16 protein-coding genes and 1 pseudogene are annotated in these 19185 nt (G+C 41.8%); 12 read left to right on the top strand and 5 right to left on the bottom strand.

Features of this window, described 5'->3' with window-relative positions:
• Positions 1-40 precede the first annotated feature (40 nt).
• Positions 41-559 carry a DUF456 domain-containing protein gene (locus RMZ41_RS17485; protein ID WP_322643744.1) on the bottom strand — a complete coding sequence of 173 codons (519 nt, stop codon included), beginning with the start codon at positions 557-559 and terminating at the stop codon, positions 41-43.
• A gap of 309 nt (positions 560-868) precedes the next feature.
• On the opposite strand from RMZ41_RS17485, the gene RMZ41_RS17480 reads away from it, so the two are divergent.
• The gene (locus RMZ41_RS17480) at positions 869-1792 is read left to right on the top strand and encodes a M48 family metallopeptidase (RefSeq protein WP_322643743.1); all 924 of its coding nucleotides are present in this window, start codon (positions 869-871) and stop codon (positions 1790-1792) included.
• A 102-nt stretch (positions 1793-1894) separates the two neighbouring features.
• Here RMZ41_RS17480 and RMZ41_RS17475 read toward each other — a convergent pair whose 3' ends face one another.
• Positions 1895-2548, bottom strand: a complete 654-nt coding sequence (locus tag RMZ41_RS17475) for a cofactor assembly of complex C subunit B (protein ID WP_322643742.1) — start codon at positions 2546-2548, stop codon at positions 1895-1897.
• 162 nt (positions 2549-2710) lie between these two features.
• Positions 2711-3439: a response regulator transcription factor RpaB gene (gene rpaB / locus RMZ41_RS17470; RefSeq protein WP_322643741.1), complete on the bottom strand. Its 729-nt coding sequence runs from the start codon at positions 3437-3439 to the stop codon at positions 2711-2713.
• Positions 3440-3608: 169 nt separating this feature from the next.
• Here rpaB and radA point away from each other — a divergent pair, with 169 nt between their 5' ends.
• From radA to RMZ41_RS17445, 5 genes and pseudogenes are all read left to right on the top strand, one after another.
• A complete protein-coding gene (gene radA / locus RMZ41_RS17465; RefSeq protein ID WP_322643740.1) occupies positions 3609-5135 on the top strand; it encodes a DNA repair protein RadA in 1527 nt (508 codons plus the stop codon).
• A gap of 104 nt (positions 5136-5239) precedes the next feature.
• Positions 5240-5968, top strand: coding sequence for a Uma2 family endonuclease (locus tag RMZ41_RS17460; RefSeq protein WP_322643837.1), 729 nt, complete (start codon positions 5240-5242; stop codon positions 5966-5968).
• Positions 5969-6240: 272 nt separating this feature from the next.
• A pseudogene (locus RMZ41_RS17455) lies at positions 6241-6497 on the top strand (hypothetical protein); the annotation flags it as partial.
• 18 nt (positions 6498-6515) lie between these two features.
• The gene (locus RMZ41_RS17450) at positions 6516-7325 is read left to right on the top strand and encodes a Uma2 family endonuclease (RefSeq protein WP_322643739.1); all 810 of its coding nucleotides are present in this window, start codon (positions 6516-6518) and stop codon (positions 7323-7325) included.
• Positions 7326-7893: 568 nt separating this feature from the next.
• Entirely contained in the window at positions 7894-9147 is a 1254-nt protein-coding gene (locus RMZ41_RS17445; protein WP_322643738.1) for a serine/threonine-protein kinase, read from the top strand.
• Between the two features lie 423 nt (positions 9148-9570).
• Here RMZ41_RS17445 and RMZ41_RS17440 read toward each other — a convergent pair whose 3' ends face one another.
• Positions 9571-10482 (bottom strand): DUF3365 domain-containing protein, encoded by a 912-nt coding sequence (locus RMZ41_RS17440; protein ID WP_322643737.1) that lies wholly within the window; start codon positions 10480-10482, stop codon positions 9571-9573.
• Positions 10483-10776: 294 nt separating this feature from the next.
• Between RMZ41_RS17440 and RMZ41_RS17435 the strand changes: the two genes are divergently transcribed.
• Entirely contained in the window at positions 10777-12666 is a 1890-nt protein-coding gene (locus RMZ41_RS17435) for a serine/threonine-protein kinase (RefSeq protein ID WP_322643736.1), read from the top strand.
• A gap of 166 nt (positions 12667-12832) precedes the next feature.
• Positions 12833-13726, top strand: coding sequence for an SDH family Clp fold serine proteinase (locus RMZ41_RS17430; protein ID WP_322643836.1), 894 nt, complete (start codon positions 12833-12835; stop codon positions 13724-13726).
• Between the two features lie 34 nt (positions 13727-13760).
• On the opposite strand, the gene RMZ41_RS17425 is transcribed toward RMZ41_RS17430, so the two are convergent.
• A complete protein-coding gene (locus tag RMZ41_RS17425) occupies positions 13761-14462 on the bottom strand; it encodes a peptidoglycan-binding protein (RefSeq protein ID WP_322734349.1) in 702 nt (233 codons plus the stop codon).
• Positions 14463-14985: 523 nt separating this feature from the next.
• On the opposite strand from RMZ41_RS17425, the gene RMZ41_RS17420 reads away from it, so the two are divergent.
• From RMZ41_RS17420 to RMZ41_RS17405, 4 genes are all read left to right on the top strand, one after another.
• Positions 14986-16434 carry a hypothetical protein gene (locus tag RMZ41_RS17420; protein ID WP_322643734.1) on the top strand — a complete coding sequence of 483 codons (1449 nt, stop codon included), beginning with the start codon at positions 14986-14988 and terminating at the stop codon, positions 16432-16434.
• Positions 16435-16689: 255 nt separating this feature from the next.
• Positions 16690-17151, top strand: coding sequence for a ribosome maturation factor RimP (gene rimP / locus RMZ41_RS17415; RefSeq protein ID WP_322643733.1), 462 nt, complete (start codon positions 16690-16692; stop codon positions 17149-17151).
• A gap of 202 nt (positions 17152-17353) precedes the next feature.
• Positions 17354-18631, top strand: a complete 1278-nt coding sequence (gene nusA, locus RMZ41_RS17410; protein ID WP_322643732.1) for a transcription termination factor NusA — start codon at positions 17354-17356, stop codon at positions 18629-18631.
• 148 nt (positions 18632-18779) lie between these two features.
• Positions 18780-19049, top strand: a complete 270-nt coding sequence (locus tag RMZ41_RS17405; RefSeq protein WP_322643731.1) for a YlxR family protein — start codon at positions 18780-18782, stop codon at positions 19047-19049.
• The last annotated feature ends 136 nt before the right edge of the window (positions 19050-19185 follow it).

Below are 19185 nucleotides of genomic sequence, written 5' to 3'. Positions count from 1 at the left end.
AGGCAAGAGGTAATTAATCTTTCGCTCTTGCCTGAAAATCTTAAGAGCCAAATACTTGCGGCCAAGTTGTCACAACAAAAACTACCACTGCGGCGATCGCTAATAACCCTTGAATCAAATTTCCTACCAAAGATCCGACTACAATTCCTATACCTGCCTTAACCGCCAAACCTAATTCACGTCGGTAAAGATACTCACCAATAATTGCTCCCAAAAGCGGCCCTAGTAAAATTCCTAACAGTGGCCCCCCAAAAGGCAAAGTTGGTAATAGTCCCAAAAATCCCACCACCAAACCGACAATTGCGCCAATCTGCCCCCACTTGCTAGCTCCAGCTTGTTTTGCTCCTACATAGCTGGCTAAAAAATCTACTCCGACACTAAGGAGTAAAACAATAATTGTCACAATTAGGGGAATTTTAATAGCCGCGAAGGAACTACTAACGATTCCCCAGACGATAATTGCAATTAAAATTAAGCTGCTACCAGGAATGGCTGGAACTACTGCGCCGATAACACCCACAACCATTACGGCAATTAATAGCCAATAGATAATTTGCATTGATAAAACTGTAGATTTACAAATTTCTGAGGCGCACAGATATACACCTCTACTGTCAACACTTGTCGGTTAAAGGGAAAAGGGGAAGGTGGGGCCCCCTCTAGGGATAAGGGGCGGGGGAAAAGGGAAAGAAAAAACCTTTAACCTTTACCCTTTAACCTTTTCCCCAAATCAAATTCCGAGTTAAAAATGCTTTACCCGAGTAGTATTGCCTCTACTGTATATTCTATCTGGGTAAGATCGTGGGGAGGCTTACGCCAAAATAGCTAACTGAACTTCCCAAATACTCCAAGATAAAACTCAAAACTTATGACGAGAAAAATTTTAACTGGATTGAGTTCAGCAGCCTACGAACACCCTTTTGATCGCAAAGCCTTGGCTTCTTTGCAAAATATGCCTGGTGTTTCTCTACTACTCAAGAAAATTAACGAATTCGGCATCGATCGCTTACTCAGGCTGCAAAGCCTTGGTAGTGAAATCAGAATCTCGCCCCGAAATTTTCCCCAATTACATGAAGCATTTGTAGAAACCTGCCAAATTCTTGATGTTGCCCCACTTCCTGAACTGTATCTGTTTCGAGGTACAGGCCACATTCAATCCTACATTGTTGGGGTAGAAAAACCTCTTGTCGGGATCAATTTAGATGCAATGGAGTGGCTTGGCAGGGATGAGTTGCTTTACGTTTTTGGACACGAAATTGCTCGCATCAAGAGTCAGCACATGGTTTATCACCAAATGGCAATAGTGATGCCAACTTTAAAAAATTTATTAAGCAGTACTACGTTGGGTGTAGGTGGCTTGCTAGCTGGTGGGATGGAATTGGGTTTATATAATTGGCGAATGATGGCTAGGCTTACTGCTGATCGGGCTGCTTTATTAGCTTGTCAGAATATTGATGTAGCAACTACTACACTGATGAAACTCGCAGGTTTGCCAGATGAGTATTTGACTACAGCTGTAATTGAAGATTTCCTTGTGCAAGCTCGTGAGTTTGCAGCCAATAACTTTGATAGTGTGGATAAAGTCACTAAAATATTAAGCTATACGGAGCCTGGACTTTCTTGGGTAGTTATGCGGGCTGGCGAATTATTAAAATGGGTTGATTCTGGAGCTTATGATAATTTAATTCAGCAGAAAAATCTAAATACACTAGAAAAAGCAGAGGAACTAGAAGAAAAAGAAGAGAAAACACCAGAAGAAAAGGAAGGGTGGAATTTTTTAACTTCTTGGTGACTTAATAATTCGTAATTCGTAATTAACCATAGTACAAGTAAGTCAAATTTAGATAATAATTACAAATTACGAGTTATTGTCACAGATGATAAAGCTAAATTTTTACGTTGCTTGATTGGATAAAGTAGAGTTAAGACTAACGGCTAATTTATCAGCAATTCCTGCAATCCAATTTTCATCTTGTTTGGTATAACTCCGAGGAGCATTCGCTCCCAAAATTAATACTCCTTGGTTGCCAATAGGTTGACAAATTACACCTTGAGTATTCTCTGGCAAATAATCAAATTCAAGCCTACCTGGATATATTTTTAGAGCTACTAGATAAATCGGTTTTTGTTTTTCGAGTACCTGTTTTAAGATTACTCCTGGTACAACTTCAGATTTAGTACCCAGAATCCCGCGACGCAACAAAACTTTGCCTTGATAATAAACCACTAGCGATCGCGTTACTGTATTAGTCAACAATAAGTGAGATGCCCAGGCTAGCTCTGTTTTCACGGCTTCGGGTAAATCTGCTGCTAGTACAAAACCTTCTTCTCCAATTAGTTCTACAATATCAGGCGATCGCGGTTGAACTTGCTGCCAAATTAAACCCGTTAAAATTAATACCGCACTCAAAATCACGCCCACCACATCACCACGCGATTGTGACTGGGTTAATTCTGGTGTTAACAAACGGTTAATCAGCAAAAGTAAAGCGCCTAGCCCACCCACGACAATGGGTAGACGCCGCAAAACTCGATTAGGATCAGTCATTTGTTATTGGGAATTGGGAATTGGGAATTGGGAATTGGGAATTGGGAATTGGGAATTGGGAATTGGGAATGGGGTATTCTCCTTGTCCCCTTGTCCCCTTGTCCCCCTGCTCCCTGCTCCCCTGCCCCCCTGCCCCCCTGCTCCCCTTGCCCTCTCATCTCCTTACTCCTCCCCTGGTTCAATGATTCGCTGGAAAAGATAACCAGTTCCCCGCGCTGTGAGAATCAATTCTGGGTTGCTAGGATCGTCTTCTAACTTTGCTCGCAAACGTGATATATGCACATCTACTACACGGGTATCTACATGACGTTCTGGTGTATAACCCCAAACTTCCTGCAAAATTTCTGAACGAGAAAAAGCTTCTCCAGAACGACTCACTAACAACTCTAATAAGCTGAACTCCATACCCGTCAATCGAATTCGCTCATCGCCTTTGTAGACTTGTCGTTTATTTGTATCAATCCTGATGTTAGCGACATGGATCACCCCAGAACTAGGAATGCCAGAAGCACTATTTTTGTCTACGCGCCGCAGTACCGAGCGAATCCGAGCTTCTAACTCCTTGGGAGAAAATGGTTTAACTACATAGTCATCAGCACCTAATTCTAATCCAGTGATGCGATCGGCTACATCACCCAAGGCTGTTAGCATAATAATGGGGACATCTGATTCTTTTCGTAATTCTTGACATACACCATAGCCATCTAGCTTTGGCATCATTACATCTAAAACTACCAGGTCAGGATCAGTTTTGCGAAAAGTTTCCAAAGCTTCTTCCCCATCGCCAGCAGTCACTACATCGTAGCCAATCATTGAAAGGCGCGTTTCCAAAATCCGGCGAATGCTGGCTTCGTCGTCTACCACCAAGATTTTTTCTTTATGGCTTTCCAAGTTTCTCAACGCTCCTTAACTAAAAATTTACATGATTAATTTTTAATACCATAATATTAAGATATCATTCCATGAATTCATTTGGAAAAAGCTCTAAATACTACTATTATTGGATTTTAGTTTTTTCAAGAATTAAGTAAATATTAAGATTATTTAATAAGATTTAAGAATGGCAAAGCCAAAAACCTTTTTTGTTTGTAATGAATGTGGATCAGAATCGCCCCAGTGGTTTGGTAAATGTCCAGCTTGCGGCACTTACAACTCTCTAGAAGAACAAATTTCTATTCAATCTTCAGTAGATGTACCCAGTCGTGGAGGAGTGAGTGGTTGGCAATCAACTCAAAGCAATGGCAAATCTCATGCTAAACCGGCTAAAGCACGAGCCTCCCTAACATTTAACCAAATTACTGATCGCCAAATCGCCCGTTGGGAATCTGGTTATGGAGAATTAGATCGGGTGCTTGGAGGTGGGGTTGTTCCTGGCTCTATGGTGCTGATTGGTGGCGATCCAGGTATTGGGAAATCAACTTTACTACTGCAAGTATCAAATCAACTAGCACAGAAATATCGCATTCTTTACGTAACTGGTGAAGAATCGGGACAGCAAGTAAAATTACGAGCTTCTCGTTTAGGAGTATCAAAACCCCTAAGTCTGGTTAATGAGGAAGAGGTAACGGTAGTAGTAGATGCTACTCTACCTATAGACCCTGACAGTATAGGTGCAGATTTATATGTACTGCCAGAAACAGATTTAGAAGAAATTTTACGGGAAATAGACTCTCTAAAGCCTAATGTAGCGGTAATTGATAGTATCCAAACGGTGTTTTTCCCGGCGCTGACTTCTGCACCAGGTTCGGTAGCTCAGGTACGGGAATGTACAGCAGCATTAATGAAGGTGGCAAAGCACGAAGATATCACAATGCTGATTGTGGGGCATGTCACCAAAGAAGGAGCGATCGCCGGGCCAAAAGTTTTAGAACATTTAGTAGATACGGTGTTGTATTTTGAAGGCGATCGCTTTGCCTCCCATCGGTTATTACGGACAGTAAAAAACCGCTTCGGTGCAACTCACGAAATCGGCATTTTTGAAATGGTGACAGATGGATTGCGAGAAGTCTCCAATCCCTCAGAACTATTTTTAGGTAACCGTGACGATCCCGCTCCTGGTACGGCTATTGTCGTGGCTTGCGAAGGAACTCGCCCAATAGTTGTTGAATTGCAAGCTTTGGTGAGTCCCACCAGCTACCCTTCGCCCCGTCGTGCTGGTACTGGCGTAGATTACAACCGCTTAGTGCAAATTCTTGCCGTCCTAGAAAAACGAGTGGGAATTCCTATGTCGAAATTGGATTCCTACGTTGCTTCTGCGGGTGGGTTAAATGTGGAAGAACCTGCGGTAGATTTAGGAATTGCGATCGCCATTGTTGCCAGTTTCCGCGATCGCATCGTCGATCCCGGTACAGTATTAATCGGTGAAGTGGGGTTAGGTGGACAAGTGCGATCGGTTTCCCAAATGGAACTGCGGTTAAAAGAAGCTGCTAAGTTGGGATTTAAAAGAGCGATCGTGCCAAAAGGAACAAAATTCCCAGACTTAAATATTGAGATATTACCAGTCTCTAAAGTAATAGATGCGATTATCGCCGCCATCCCGCATCAAGAATTGACAGCCGACGATTTAGAACCCGATGAAGATGAGTAACTATTGGGGACTGGGAAGATGAGGAAGAAGAATTAATAACCAATGCCCAATGCCCCATGCCCCATGCCCAATGCCCAATGCCTAATCCTAAAGGACAACCCACCATGACAACCCTCACCCAAGACTACCAAATCACTTGGGAAAAACTACCCGATGATTACAAACTCCCAGATGATCCAGTGGACAACATCAATCAACCAGCCTTAGCTGCTGCACTCACAGAAAGCCTACAATTAGCTGGAAAAATTTCAGTTAACGCCCTAACAACAACTAATTACGGCATTTGTGCCACTCTAAGCAACAAAATAGTCATTAAAGCCCCTGATTGGGCTTTCATTCCCAAAATTAATGTTAGTAGAGAAAAAGTAACACGCAGTTACACACCTCAATTAGAGGGTGACATTCCGCTAATTGTGATGGAATTTATTTCCGATACACAGGAGACAGAGTATTCTATCAAAGCGACATATCCCCCAGGAAAATGGTTTTTCTACGAGCGCATCTTAAAAGTGCCAAACTACATCATCTTTGAGCCAGATAGCGGCAGTATTGAAATGTATTGCTTACAAGACACAGAACAGTACATTTTGCAAGAGCCTGATGAAAATCAACGCTACTGGATAACGGAAATGAATCTTTACCTTGGGGTGTGGCAAGGCACTCGTGAAAACCGCACAGGAAAGTGGTTGCGGTGGTGGGATGAACAAGGAAACCTTTTGCCTTGGGCTTCCGAGTTAGCCGAACAGGAACGCCAACGTGCCGAACAAGAACGCCAACGTGCTGAACGACTAGCAGCACAATTGCGGGCGGCGGGCATTGAGCCAGAAATCTGATGAAATGTTTTAGGAAAAATTAAAAGCTACTGATCCCTGACTTGTCAACCAAGCCGGGGATCTTATTTCTCACAAATCATTAAGTAAGCTGAATACCAGCTGTTAGACAAGATGAGGGTTTAATAACTGCGATGTCTACGACGGGCTACGCCTACGCAATAGCTTTATTGAGATTGAATATACTGCTTATTGATTGCCTAAAATCTCCTTTGGCAAAAACGGATATTTATGGTGTGCCAAAATAAATATCAGTAAAACTACGGTCTTTACTAATGGTGTGGAATCCAGGGCAGGAATTGTTTGGCGATCGCTACATAATCAAGAGAAAATTGGGTGAAGGTGGCATAGGTATAACTTATCTGGCAAAAAATCAACGCGGTGAATTGCGAGTCATCAAAACCCTCAGAGAACAAATCCTCAATCATCCCGCCTGGATAAGCAAGATAAACTACGCCAAGACTTTCAAGATGAAGCTTTACGACTGGCTTTGTGTCGCCATCCTCATATTAAGCAATGCAAAATTATCTATCTGGCTTAATCATTATATATGACTACATATTCTAACTATATCCCTCAATCTGACCCGCCGCTTCCTCCTTGGCAAACCTTACCAACGATGTATGATTTACCAAGTGACAACCCAGAGGAACCAGGTTTGCCAGACGATTTTCACTTTTTACAGCCCCTACTTTTATACTTAACTTTTCAGCCAATTAACTGGAATCCAGCATTAGTTTACAGTGCTACTGACCTCAATCTTTACTATGATTTAGAGCATCCTTTGTGGTATAAACGTCCAGATTGGTTTGGTGTAGTAGGCGTAGGAAAGTTATACAAAGGGCAAGACTTACGGTTAAGTTATGTAACTTGGCAAGAACCAGCAAATCCCTTTGTGGTTGTTGAGTTATTATCTCCAGGTACAGAAGACGAAGATTTAGGCACAAGAAGAGAAAGTGCAGCAAATAAGCTTCCTAGTAAATGGGAAGTTTATGAGCGAATTTTGCGGATTCCCTACTATGTTGTATTTAGTCGCTATACTAATGAACTTCGGGCTTTTCAGTTAGTCGGCGGTCACTATGAACCTATGAATTTGACTAATGGATACCTACTAATGCCAGAGATAAATTTAAGTTTAGGCTTATGGCAAGGTTCATTTCGAAATATTGAAAGGTTATGGTTAAGGTGGTTCACTTTGACAGGAGAATTAATTCCCGCACCCACAGAGGAAGCTGCTGCTGCAAATGAACGAGCTATGATTGCAGAACAAGAAACTGCTCAAGCCAAACGAAAAGTAGAACAATTAACAGAACGTTTGCGTCAGTTAGGCGTGAATCCTGATGAACTAGATGAATTCTAGCTTCACGAGTCTTTTCTGATACACAGCATAATTTTCTATCTGCACTAAAAATTTTGATAGCCGATGCCGAAGCAGCTATCTGATAATGATATGGGTTCTCAGAAAGATTAATTTTTGAGAGCGATCGCATATTCGCCATTTGAAATACATATAATATTTACCTTCGGCAAGTCTATGGCAACCTCAGTTCTCTGAAAAACCATCAAGTCACCCTATATCCTTACTGTTTCCCAAATCAATGTCAATTGGGCTGCTAGGGATAAAAAGTGGTTCAGATGCTAATCCAAAAGGTGATGCTCTGAACACTTGCAGATATTACCGCAGACACTGGTTCTGTTCCGACTGCTAAAATACGTAAGTATGGGTAGTAAGATCGGACTATTCAGCTAAAAGTTGTCTATTTGGTCACACAACGCCCTCAGAAGATTGTAGAAAAGTGTATTTCCTTGTGTTGATAGTGGTGCTAACCTCAATCTTAAGGATGTTATCAGCCTTTATCTGCTAGAGTTTCTGGCTTTCAGCAAACTAGATAATCTATCAACAATAAAATCGCTAGGAGTGCGATGAAATGTCACAGTCCCACACCACAAGACCAGAAATAGCATCTGGAACTCTAATTGATAACCGCTATATTATCCAAAAACTTCTGGGACAGGGAGGATTGGGGCGAACTTACTTGGCATTTGACACCCGACGCTTTAATGAAGCTTGTGTTCTCAAAGAATTTGCACCCATTGGCACAGGGGAAAGTGGACTGGAACAATATCGCAACTTATTCAAAAGAGAAGCAAAAATTCTTCATCAATTGCAACATCCTCAAATTCCTAAGTTTTTGGCTTGCTTTGAAGGGGATGGTCGGTTATTTCTAGTACAAGAGTATGTTGATGGAAAAACATATTCTAGGCTATTGGGAGAACTCCAACGTCAAGGAAGAAATTTTTCTGAAGACGAAGTTATCCACTGGCTAAGGAATCTGCTACCTGTTTTGGAATATGTCCACCAGCACAACATTATCCATCGAGATATTTCTCCTGACAACATTATGTTACCTGATGGCAAGGAGATGCCAGTACTAATTGATTTTGGTGTTGGTAAGCAAATTGCTGACATGAATGAGGCGAAAAGTTCTAATCATCAGGTAACGTTTGTTGGCAAAATGTCCCTTGTAGGTAAGGTGGGGTATGCTCCCCGCGAACAGATTAGCTTGGGTTTATGCTCGCCCTCTAGTGACCTTTATGCTTTAGGTGTAACAGCTATTGTACTACTCACAGGAAGAGATCCATCTTTACTAATGGATCAATACTCACTTGAATGGAACTGGCGTTCTTATACTTATGTTACTGATGAGTTCGCTCAGGTACTTGATTATATGTTGGCAGACAGACCTAACAAGCGATACCAAACAGCTAGGGAAGTTATTAGAGATTTAGAACGGATTGGGGAACTAAATGAAGTGGCGATATCTCCTGCAATAATACCTGATGATTTGCCTGCCACAATATTTAATCCTGAGTTTCAGGCTATGTCGGCAATATCAGAGTTATACAACCAACCTGTAGAAGCAAATTTTAGTTCGCCTGGTTTATTTACTAGTCCACAGACTGAGCCAATTGAACAACAACAACCTTCGCTCCAACCAGGATTTATCAAACATTGTCAGCAACAGCTAGCTTACCACATCGGCCCGATGGCAAATCTGATTATAGAAGAAATATTATCTGAAAACCCTTACATTCCACCTGACGAATTTGTTGAACTCATGGCGAGAGAAATTCCTGACTTTCAAGCAGCTTTTGAATTCAAAAAAAGCTTATTATCATAAATATTTGGCATCACATTAATTTAGAAATAATATTAAATTGTTTAAGAGCATCTCGAATATGCATAAGCATAATAAGGTATCATTGCAAGCTTCATGAAATGGAGGGAAGCAATTACAAAATCTAGATACTGCGATTGCTTCATTCCGCTCCGCTTGACTTGCAACGACAATCTATCATCTGAGTAAACTTAAACTTGCAAAATTGGGATGCTCCCAACAGTTTAATTTAATTCTAGGAGTTTAAGTTAATAGCAAGTCAATGCCGCCGCAAAAATGGCTGCGTCTAAATCTCTGTTATAAAAATTAATCACGAATTACGTAAAGCCTGCGCCATAGCATTGCTTAGAGCGTAGCCTTAGCAATTTTGCTAGTGTAATTACGAATTACGTTAGGGTAGCAGGGCATAGCCCATTACGAATTACTTTAGTCCCCTATACTACCTCCCTGAGTACGTTTGATTCTCTTCATTGCCATTTCTAAACTTAACTGCATTCGTTTAAACGCTTTAGCTAAATTACCGATTTCATCATTAGACATCTGCTCAAATTCAACTTCCATGTGTCCTGTACTAACTTCTTCAGCTATGCGAGTCATCCGTTTGAGAGGTATAACAACCTGTCGATTCAAGAACAAATTGACTAACAAGATCGTTGCTATAAAAATAGTTGATACAATTAGGATAATTACTAAGGAAGACTGATTGGCTTTGCTAATCACACTACTCGCTGGTACTGATACAATCTGAGCGCCAACAATCTCATTCAGTTTCCAGCCAAATCCATTAGCTGTGCCATAAAGAGTAATCATACTTTGAGGTGCAGCTTCTGGTACACTATGACACTTCAAACAGCTTTCTTCAGAAACTGATAAGGGACGAGCAATATAAAATATATCCCCACTAGGAATTGAGCGAAAACCACTCACTTCTTTAAGGTCTGATTTATTTCTGAACCTTTCTACAATTTCTGTCTCAAAACCGTCAGCTTTATCCCGCAGATTTGTAGGATTGAGAGTTGCTTCTTTATAAAAGAAATCACGGTAGTCTGTTGTTTTCCGTAAAATCTCAAATACCTCCCGTGCTGAGTATCCAGGTACGGTTTGCGGCAAAAACTCAGTAGCCAATTTATCGACTAGTTCTGGATTAACTTGGGTACTGGTGTATTTACGAACTGAACTCATTGTTTGGATGAGCATGAGACCAGTTGAGCTAATATCTTGTTTAGCATTCTCCCTCAGCAGAGAAGAAAGAGCAAATCCACTCAAGCTCAAACCGAATGTCAAAATTATCAGTAACAAGATTGTAAACTTTTGTTTCAGGTTGAGATTTTTTAGCATAATTACAGATTACCTACAAGTCAAATTATTATGAACAAATATAGCGAAAGTCATTGTTTACTCTACTATTATCAGTCAATTCTGAACTTTAGGTATAAAGGCATCGTTTAGCTAAAACTATTAGGGTATACACAACTTTATACTATTAGTAATTATCGAGGTTAATGAAAATGTTCTCTAAGTAACTCAGTTCCAAAAAGCTACAGCAGCAATTCAAATGGAATTCCCAAAAATTCGTATTGGCTGTCTTAATACCGTGCCAAAATAAATACCAGCAATTGTCAAATATTACTAATGGTGTGGAATGCAGGAAAGTCTTTATTCGGGGGACGCTACATTATCGAAAGCCAACTAGGTGAAGGCGGGATTGGCATTACTTATCTTGCCAGAAATCAACGGAATCAACAGCGAGTGATTAAAACCCTCAAAGAAGAAATCCTGAACCACCCCGCTTGGATACTCCACCGAAACAAGTTACGGCAAGACTTCCGTGATGAAGCAGTTAGGCTGGCTGTGTGTCACCATCCCCATATAGTAGAAATAGAAACCATCTTCGATGATGGAAATTTGCCTTGCATGGTGATGGAGTACATCGAAGGGGAAGACTTAGGACAGTACCTAAGAAGGGTTGGGGTGTTATCAGAAGCAGAAGCGCTGCTATACATTCGACAAATTGGCGGTGCTTTGACACTAATCCATTCTAAAGGATTGCTGCATCGGGATCTCAAACCACGCAACATTATGATCCGCATCAATAAACCAGAAGCAGTGCTAATAGACTTTGGCATCGCTAGAGAATTTATTCCCAATGTAATCCAAAGACATACAGTGTATCGTACTCCTGGTTTTGCCCCACCTGAACAGTATGAATCGGAAGCGCCACGAGGAGAATACATTGATATCTATGCTTTAGCCGCTACCCTGTATAATTTGCTTACCGCAGTGATTCCGACGAGCGCAGATGATAGACGACACAATATTAATTTAGAACCACCACAGTATTTTAATCCCAATATCAGCAATAGAGTAAATCAAGCTATTATGTGCGGCATGGATTTGGAGTCTACTTATCGTCCCCAGTCTGTGCAGGAGTGGTTAGATTTATTAGGCACTGATACTGGGAGTAATGTAACACTAGGAAAGTCTACCTTAGTAATAACGCCTAAAGTAAAATTATCTCCACCTGTTGTATTAGATCAACAGAACTGGCAGTGCGTACAGACCCTCAAAGGTCATTCTAGTATGGTTCATGCGATCGCCATTAGCCCAGACGGACAATTTATTGCTAGTGGCAGTAATGACCATACTATTAAACTTTGGCAACTGGGTACTGGCAAGCTAGTACGTCAAATGGGTCGTTGGTCTTCTGGCCATTCTAGTATGGTTCATTCCATCGCTTTTAGCCCCATTTCAGCAAAGCTTTCTTATCAAGGAGAGTCAGGCAAATCAACAGGAAACACAGATTCCAACTGGGGAATCTTGGCTAGCGGTAGCTGGGATAATACGATCAAATTATGGGATGTAAACACAGGGAAAGAAATTCGCACTCTCATCGGTCATACAAACTGGGTAAATTCTGTTGCCTTTAGTCCAGATGGCAAGTTTCTCGCTAGTGCCAGTGCTGACTGGAAAATTAAACTGTGGCAGGTACACACTGGTATAGAAATCCAAAGTCTCACAGGTCATTCTGACTCAGTTTCGTCAGTAGCTTACTCTCCGAAAACACCTGTAACTAACAGTCAGGATAGACAACTAGTAGCTAGTGGTAGTAATGACTACACTATCAAACTGTGGCAAGTATACACAGGCCGAAACATCAACACATTATTGGGCCATTCCTTCTTCGTCAACTGTATCGCCTTCAGTCAGGATGGGGAAATTATCGCCAGTGGTAGTGGTGACAACACAATTAAATTGTGGCATGTAAACACAGGCAGAGAAATTCGCACTCTCACAGGTCATTCTGATTCGGTTTGGTCAGTTGCTTTTAGCCAGGATAGGCAATTTCTTGCTAGTGGCAGTTGGGATAACACTATCAAATTGTGGCATTTACACAGTGGTAGAGAAATCAGCACACTTATCGGACATTCCAGCTATGTTCGATGCGTCGCCTTCAGTCCAGATGGCCAAACTCTAGTTAGCGGAGGTGATGACGATACTATAAAAATTTGGCGGCGGGGATAAGAAATAATTCGTAATGGGCTACACTAACGTAATTCGTAATTCATAGTTCGTAATATTTTTGTTGAGCGTGGTTCTATGGTTTTAAACCTACAGGTAGAACTGCGATCGCTCAAAGCTTGTCACAATAATGACGACAAACGTTATTTTTGGACAAGAATTAATATTTATGGGCTTTGGTATTGGTGATTTATTCTGGATTTTTCTCCTTCTGACTTCTTTACAACCCCTTTGGCAAAAACGTCAAACAGAATATCGGCGTTTGCGTGCTTTACAACAATTCCAGCAAGAACGCAAAAGTCGAGTGATTTTACTCATTCACCGTCAAGAGTCTATTAGCTTACTAGGAATTCCCTTATCTCGCTACATTACTATCGAAGACTCAGAACAAATATTGCGAGCAATTCGCCTCACACCGCCAGATGTACCAATTGATTTAATTTTGCATACTCCTGGTGGTTTGGTTTTAGCTACAGAACAAATCGCTAGAGCATTAATTCGCCATCAAGCAAAAGTCACAGTCTTTGTACCCCATTATGCAATGAGCGGCGGTACAATGCTTGCCCTCGCCTCTGATGAAATTATTATGGATGCTAACGCTGTCTTGGGCCCAGTTGATCCCCAGTTGGGTAATTACCCCGCAGCGAGTATTCTGAAAGTAGTTGAAGATAAACCCATTAGTGAGATTGATGACCAAACTCTCATTATGGCTGACCTCTCACGCAAAGCAATTGGGCAAGTACAGAGGTTTGTCCGAACTCTTCTTAAAGATAGTATACCTAAACAAAAAGTTCTGCCAGAAAATATCGAATCGATTATCGAAGCCTTGACAACCGGGCGCGTCACCCACGATTATCCCATAACTATTGAAGAAGCAACAGAAATGGGGCTGCCCATAACAGTCGGGCTGCCCCATTCTATTTACGATCTCATGGATTTGTATCCACAGCCACAAGGAGGCCGACCTAGCGTGCAGTACATTCCTATGCCTTACAATGACCCTCGTCCAATTCTACCCATACCCAAGGGCAGACCCTTAGAAGAACCCAATCAGATGACTTGACAGGCTTTGATGAGATAGGAGTTTTTCGTGGTGACTAGGGTGTAGCTGTCGGTGTAGCTGTTGGTGTAGCTGTTGGCGTAGCTATCGGTGTAGCTGTTGGCGTAGCTGTCGGTGTAGCTGTTGGTTTAGCTGTTGGTGTAGCTGTTGGTTTAGCTGTTGGTGTAGCCGTTGGTTTAGCCGTTGGTTTAGCCGTTGGTTTAGCCGTTGGTTTAGCCGTTGGTTTAGTCGTCGGTGTCGGTGTTGGTGTAGCCGTTGGCTGAGTGAAGACTGTCTTTGCTTCTTCATTCAGCTTTTGGCGGAGTGCTAAATTAGCAATTCCAGTTTCTTGCAACTGATATTTCTTCTGATACTCCTTTACTGCGGCTTCCATCTGTGGGCCATAAAAATGATCGCGCGGCAGGGGGGGATTAGGCTTAACTACCGCATTCAAATTTGTTTGCAAAATTTTAACGATATTCGCAGCAAATTCTTGGGTTTTTGGCCCTGCTACCCCGTCAACTGGTTTTAGCTTATAACCTGTCTGAAATTCACGGATTGCCTTTTTAGTTTCATCATCCGTCAAAGCACCATTTGTTACTTTGACGTTATAGCCTAACCCTCGCAATACAGCACGAAATTGCTGAGGCGTGTAGCTACGTTGAGAGGCTGCGAAACCTGTGTCTGCAATTACTACACTAGCACTTATCAGGCAAGTAACAGCAAAAGTCGCGCTTGATTTTCCAAACCCACACCACATATTTAAAACTCCTTTGGATTAAATCAGCAGGATTATAAATGTTAACAGCTGCATTTTAAGTTTGTTTAATAACTTTTTTCACAGTTTTTTAATGATTTTTGAATAATTTTTGATTTAATTTTGCCAAAGTTAGTGAGATACACAAAAAATGACTTATGTCATCCATCTTAGTAATTATTTTGTGTTAGTAGAGATCCAGAGGTTATCATTTGAATCGAATATATTCTTTGAACACTAAATTACTGCGTAGATTCACATATATATATCTGTGTCAACTTAAGCCTTGGCGAAGGTCATTCGCGCCTATACAAACCAAACCCTGTGGACTGGATTAAGAGGAAATTAACAAGGGTTAAAGTCCTTTGTTGTAAGCGCTTTTTTGACGTTAAGTTGACACAGATGCATATATATACATCTATACTGAGGTCTACTCAATAGCAAATTGTTGTACTTGCTTGGAAAGAGACAAAACTTAATAGATGAAAGAGCTTATATTCCAAATATGTATAGTATGTGACCAAAAATGAAAAAAATAAAATCTTCTAAGCGGCGTAATCTTTGGTTTGAAAGAATTATGGCAATTACTGCCACAGTAAATTTAGCTTTAGTTCTGTTTGATTTAAGTTACGTACCTTGGCGAGATTTTTACTTACGAAAACTTCCCCAAGTTATTCAGATTTATGACCCGATAAAAGGTATTGAACCCCACCGAGATACAAAAAATTATTTAGAAACAATAGACGCATTAGAAGAACAAGTCAGCAAAACAGGGTTAGAGTCTTCCCAAGTAGATAGCAGGCTAATACAAATAAGTCGTCTTAGTAGCGAGATGATTGACAGTAACCCGTTTGCAGGAGTCAATAAGAGTGGGACTCTGGAAAAAATCAAAAAGCGGATGCGATCGCACATCGGTAACGAATCTGCAAAACAATCCTTTGCCACTTTTTGGAGTCAGCCTTACTTATCACAAAAGGGCTGGGATCAAGAAATTAAATTTTTTAACGAGAGCATCCGCCCTTTGATTGCCACGAACTACTATCGCCAAATCGGTGAGAATGGCGAATTTGTTGATAATTTCTGGAAAATTGACTTATTCTTTGTGATTTTATTTGGTGTAGAATTGCTAGGGCGTACATTCTTCATCAAACGCCGACATCCTGGTTTAAGCTGGCTTGAAGCACTATTATGGCGTTGGTACGACCTATTTTTACTACTACCATTTTGGCGGTGGTTGCGAATCTTACCCGTATTAGTCCGCCTCGATCAAGCGCATTTATTGAATCTTCATCCAGTGCGAAAGCAAATTCATCAGGGAATTGTCGCCAATTTTGCTGAAGAACTTACAGAAGTAGTGGTGGTGAGGGTAATTAACCAGGTTCAAGGTTCAATTCAGCGAGGTGAGTTTACGCACTGGCTCTTACAACAAGAAAATTTACGTCCCTACATAGATATTAATAATGTAAATGAAGTAGAAGCGATCGCCAGTCTTTTGGTAAAAACAATTGTTTACCAAGTGTTACCGGAAATTCAACCTGCGATCGTTGCCCTTCTACGCCACAACATCGAAACCGTCTTTCACCAAGTCCCCGTCTACCGCAACCTCCAGAATCTCCCTGGTGTGGGACATGCCCAAACCCAGTTAAGTGAACAACTTGCGACGCAAATCACAACTAATCTTTACAAAACTTTAGTTAGCGCTGTTGAAGACCCGGTTGGCGCAAAACTCACTAGTCAACTCGTGCAAAGATTTAGCGAAGCCTTGGGATCTGAAATCAAGGAAAAACACGTACTTTCCGAAATTCAGAGTTTACTTTTTGACTTTTTAGAGGAAATAAAAATCAACTACGTCCAGCGTTTGTCTCAAGAAGACATAGATCAAATTATCGAGCAAACCAGGCAGCTACGCACGCAAGCATCAGTTCCAGTAGTGGTTAAGAAAAGCACCACTCTCCCAGAAATACGGGAAGGGTAGAGAAGCTAGGGAGCAGGGGGCAGGGGGCAGGGGGCAGGGAGCAGGGGAGCAGGGGGAGAAATAATTAATTCCCAATTCCCAATTCCTAATTCCCAATTTCCAATTCCCAATGCCCAATGCCCCATACTCGACTATCCATTAAATGCGCTAAACTCGAATGAGGGCGAACCATCATTGGTTCGTCACAAGACTTCTTGGAAGATATACCTATCGCAGGAAGTGGGTCAATGCCCACTTTTTTTATTGAATTTTCACATGGCTCATCCTTTAGTTCCACAAATTATTGATTTGGCGACACCAGTAGCAGAAGAACTGGGATTGGAAGTGGTTGGCGTGGTTTTTCACACTCACCAAAGTCCACCAGTGTTGCGGGTAGACATTCGCAATCCTCAGCAAGACACCGGATTGAATGATTGTGAAAGGATGAGTCGTGCTTTAGAAGCCTCCTTAGATGCTGCCCAAATCGTTCCAGATGCCTACGTCTTGGAAGTGTCTAGCCCTGGTATTTCGCGGCAACTGGTAACAGACAGGGAGTTTATTTCCTTTAAAGGATTTCCTGTCATTATCTCCACAACGCCCCCCTACGAAGGACAACAAGAGTGGATTGGTCAGTTGGTTCGCCGGGATGAAACAACACTTTACTTAAACCAAAAAGGTCGTGTAGTCGAAATTCCCCGCTCCCTAATTACAAAGGTGCAGCTAGACGAGCGCCGATGAACAAAGGACTAGGGCTTAGGAGTTACAGACTAGAGCAGCTTGGCTAGAGGCTAGAGGTTATGGACTAAGAGCTAGAGGTTAGGGATTAGTGAAAAACTATTCTCTAATCCCTGTCTCTAATGCCTAGTTTTCAGTCCCCATACCCCATACCCCATTCCCCAGTCCCCAGTCCCCAGCCCCTAATTTTTAAAGGAGATTGCTTATGTCAATGGTTACTTTACCTGGATTAAAAGAATTAATTGAAAGTATAAGTCGTGAGCGGAATTTACCCCGTCTTGCAGTTCAATCAGCTATTAGAGAAGCATTACTCAAAGGCTACGAACGTTATCGTCGCGCCCAAAATTTAGAACGCAAACAGTTTGACGAAGATTATTTTGAGAATTTTGAAGTAGAACTGGATATTGACGGAGAAGGATTTCGCGTTCTTTCCACCAAAACCATTGTTGAAGAAGTCAATAATACAGACCATCAGATATCCCTAAACGAAGTTCAACAAGTAGCTCCTGAAGCCCAGTTAGGGGACTCTGTGGTGCTGGATGTGACCCCCGATCAAGGAGAATTTGGTCGGATGGCGGCAATGCAAACCAAGCAGGTATTGGCGCAAAAATTACGGGATCAACAGCGCCAGATGGTGCAAGAAGAGTTCCAGGATTTAGAAGGAACTGTTTTACAAGCAAGAGTCCTACGCTTTGAGCGGCAATCAGTAGTTCTAGCAGTTAGCAGTGGTTTTGGTCAGCCAGAAGTAGAAGCGGAATTACCGAAACGGGAACAGTTGCCCAACGATAATTATCGGGCAAATGCCACCTTCAAGGTCTATCTTAAAAAAGTCTCTCAAGGTCAGCAACGAGGCCCACAGTTACTTGTATCTCGTGCTGATGCTGGTTTGGTAGTTTATCTATTTGCCAACGAAGTCCCAGAAATCGAAGATGAAGTGGTACGGATTGTTGCCGTAGCGAGGGAGGCAAACCCCCCCTCCCGTTATGTCGGCCCCCGGACTAAAATAGCAGTAGATACCCTCGACCGCGATGTAGACCCCGTTGGTGCTTGTATCGGAGCCAGGGGATCGCGAATTCAAGTGGTAGTCAACGAATTACGCGGTGAAAAAATAGATGTAATTCGCTGGTCACCAGATCCAGCAACGTACATCGCAAATGCCTTAAGTCCAGCACGAGTGGATGAAGTGCGTCTAATGGATCCAGAATCCCGGCAAACTCACGTACTCGTAGCTGAAGACCAACTTAGTTTAGCTATTGGGAAAGAAGGGCAAAACGTCCGTTTGGCAGCCCGCCTAACTGGTTGGAAAATAGACATCAAAGATAAAGCTAAATACGACTATGCCGGAGAAGATGAGAAATTTACGGCTGTAAGAGCAAAATATCAGGCAGAGGAAGACGATCTTGATTTTGAGGAAGAATTAGAAGATGAAAATCAGGACGAACTAGAAGAGGAGGATACTTTTGACAGTAACGATGACGAGTGATTGTTCAATCTTGTAAAGTTTTGATAATGTTGATTGTAGTCCGAGTCTCAAGGAGTATTTTCTCAAAGACAGCTTGGTATAAGTAAAAAATAGTAATACAAAACTTATTTTTACACCCAGAATGCTGGACTGACATCTCAGAGAACTGATGAAACCAAATTATCGGCGCTGTATTAGTTGCCGGAGAGTAGGCTCCAAAGATGAGTTTTGGCGGATTGTCCGCGTCTTTCCATCGGGAAAGGTACAATTAGATTGGGGCATGGGGCGTTCTGCCTATATTTGTCCTCAAACGAGTTGCTTACAAACGGCTCAAAAAAAAAATCGACTAGGGCGATCGCTACATGCATCAGTGCCAGAAACACTGTACCAAAGCTTGTCGCAACGTCTAGCCAGCAGCAATACCCAAAACCAAATTTAATTGGAACAACTTTGTGACATCATCGCTAGAGAAATTGTGAAAAAGCCGGAGTCGTGCTTTCATCACACCCTCTGTTGATAGTTAAGCTTAGTGCCAAAATAGTAAATGGGTGTAAAAAGCATTCGGCTCTCCAATA

Origin of the sequence: Nostoc sp. DedVER02, from assembly GCF_034530675.2 — a bacterium.
GTDB lineage: Bacteria > Cyanobacteriota > Cyanobacteriia > Cyanobacteriales > Nostocaceae > Nostoc.
Note: the sequence above shows the minus strand (reverse complement) of the source record. Positions and strands in the feature narration are given on the sequence as shown.

Coding starts and splice junctions, on each gene's coding strand:
- RMZ41_RS17485 (WP_322643744.1), bottom strand. CDS start 559: ATGCAAATTATCTATTGGCTATTAATTGCCGTAATGGTTGTGGGTGTT.
- RMZ41_RS17480 (WP_322643743.1), top strand. CDS start 869: ATGACGAGAAAAATTTTAACTGGATTGAGTTCAGCAGCCTACGAACAC.
- RMZ41_RS17475 (WP_322643742.1), bottom strand. CDS start 2,548: ATGACTGATCCTAATCGAGTTTTGCGGCGTCTACCCATTGTCGTGGGT.
- radA (WP_322643740.1), top strand. CDS start 3,609: ATGGCAAAGCCAAAAACCTTTTTTGTTTGTAATGAATGTGGATCAGAA.
- RMZ41_RS17460 (WP_322643837.1), top strand. CDS start 5,240: ATGACAACCCTCACCCAAGACTACCAAATCACTTGGGAAAAACTACCC.
- RMZ41_RS17450 (WP_322643739.1), top strand. CDS start 6,516: ATGACTACATATTCTAACTATATCCCTCAATCTGACCCGCCGCTTCCT.
- RMZ41_RS17445 (WP_322643738.1), top strand. CDS start 7,894: ATGTCACAGTCCCACACCACAAGACCAGAAATAGCATCTGGAACTCTA.
- RMZ41_RS17440 (WP_322643737.1), bottom strand. CDS start 10,482: ATGCTAAAAAATCTCAACCTGAAACAAAAGTTTACAATCTTGTTACTG.
- RMZ41_RS17435 (WP_322643736.1), top strand. CDS start 10,777: ATGGTGTGGAATGCAGGAAAGTCTTTATTCGGGGGACGCTACATTATC.
- RMZ41_RS17430 (WP_322643836.1), top strand. CDS start 12,833: ATGGGCTTTGGTATTGGTGATTTATTCTGGATTTTTCTCCTTCTGACT.
- RMZ41_RS17425 (WP_322734349.1), bottom strand. CDS start 14,462: ATGTGGTGTGGGTTTGGAAAATCAAGCGCGACTTTTGCTGTTACTTGC.
- RMZ41_RS17420 (WP_322643734.1), top strand. CDS start 14,986: ATGAAAAAAATAAAATCTTCTAAGCGGCGTAATCTTTGGTTTGAAAGA.
- rimP (WP_322643733.1), top strand. CDS start 16,690: ATGGCTCATCCTTTAGTTCCACAAATTATTGATTTGGCGACACCAGTA.
- nusA (WP_322643732.1), top strand. CDS start 17,354: ATGTCAATGGTTACTTTACCTGGATTAAAAGAATTAATTGAAAGTATA.
- RMZ41_RS17405 (WP_322643731.1), top strand. CDS start 18,780: ATGAAACCAAATTATCGGCGCTGTATTAGTTGCCGGAGAGTAGGCTCC.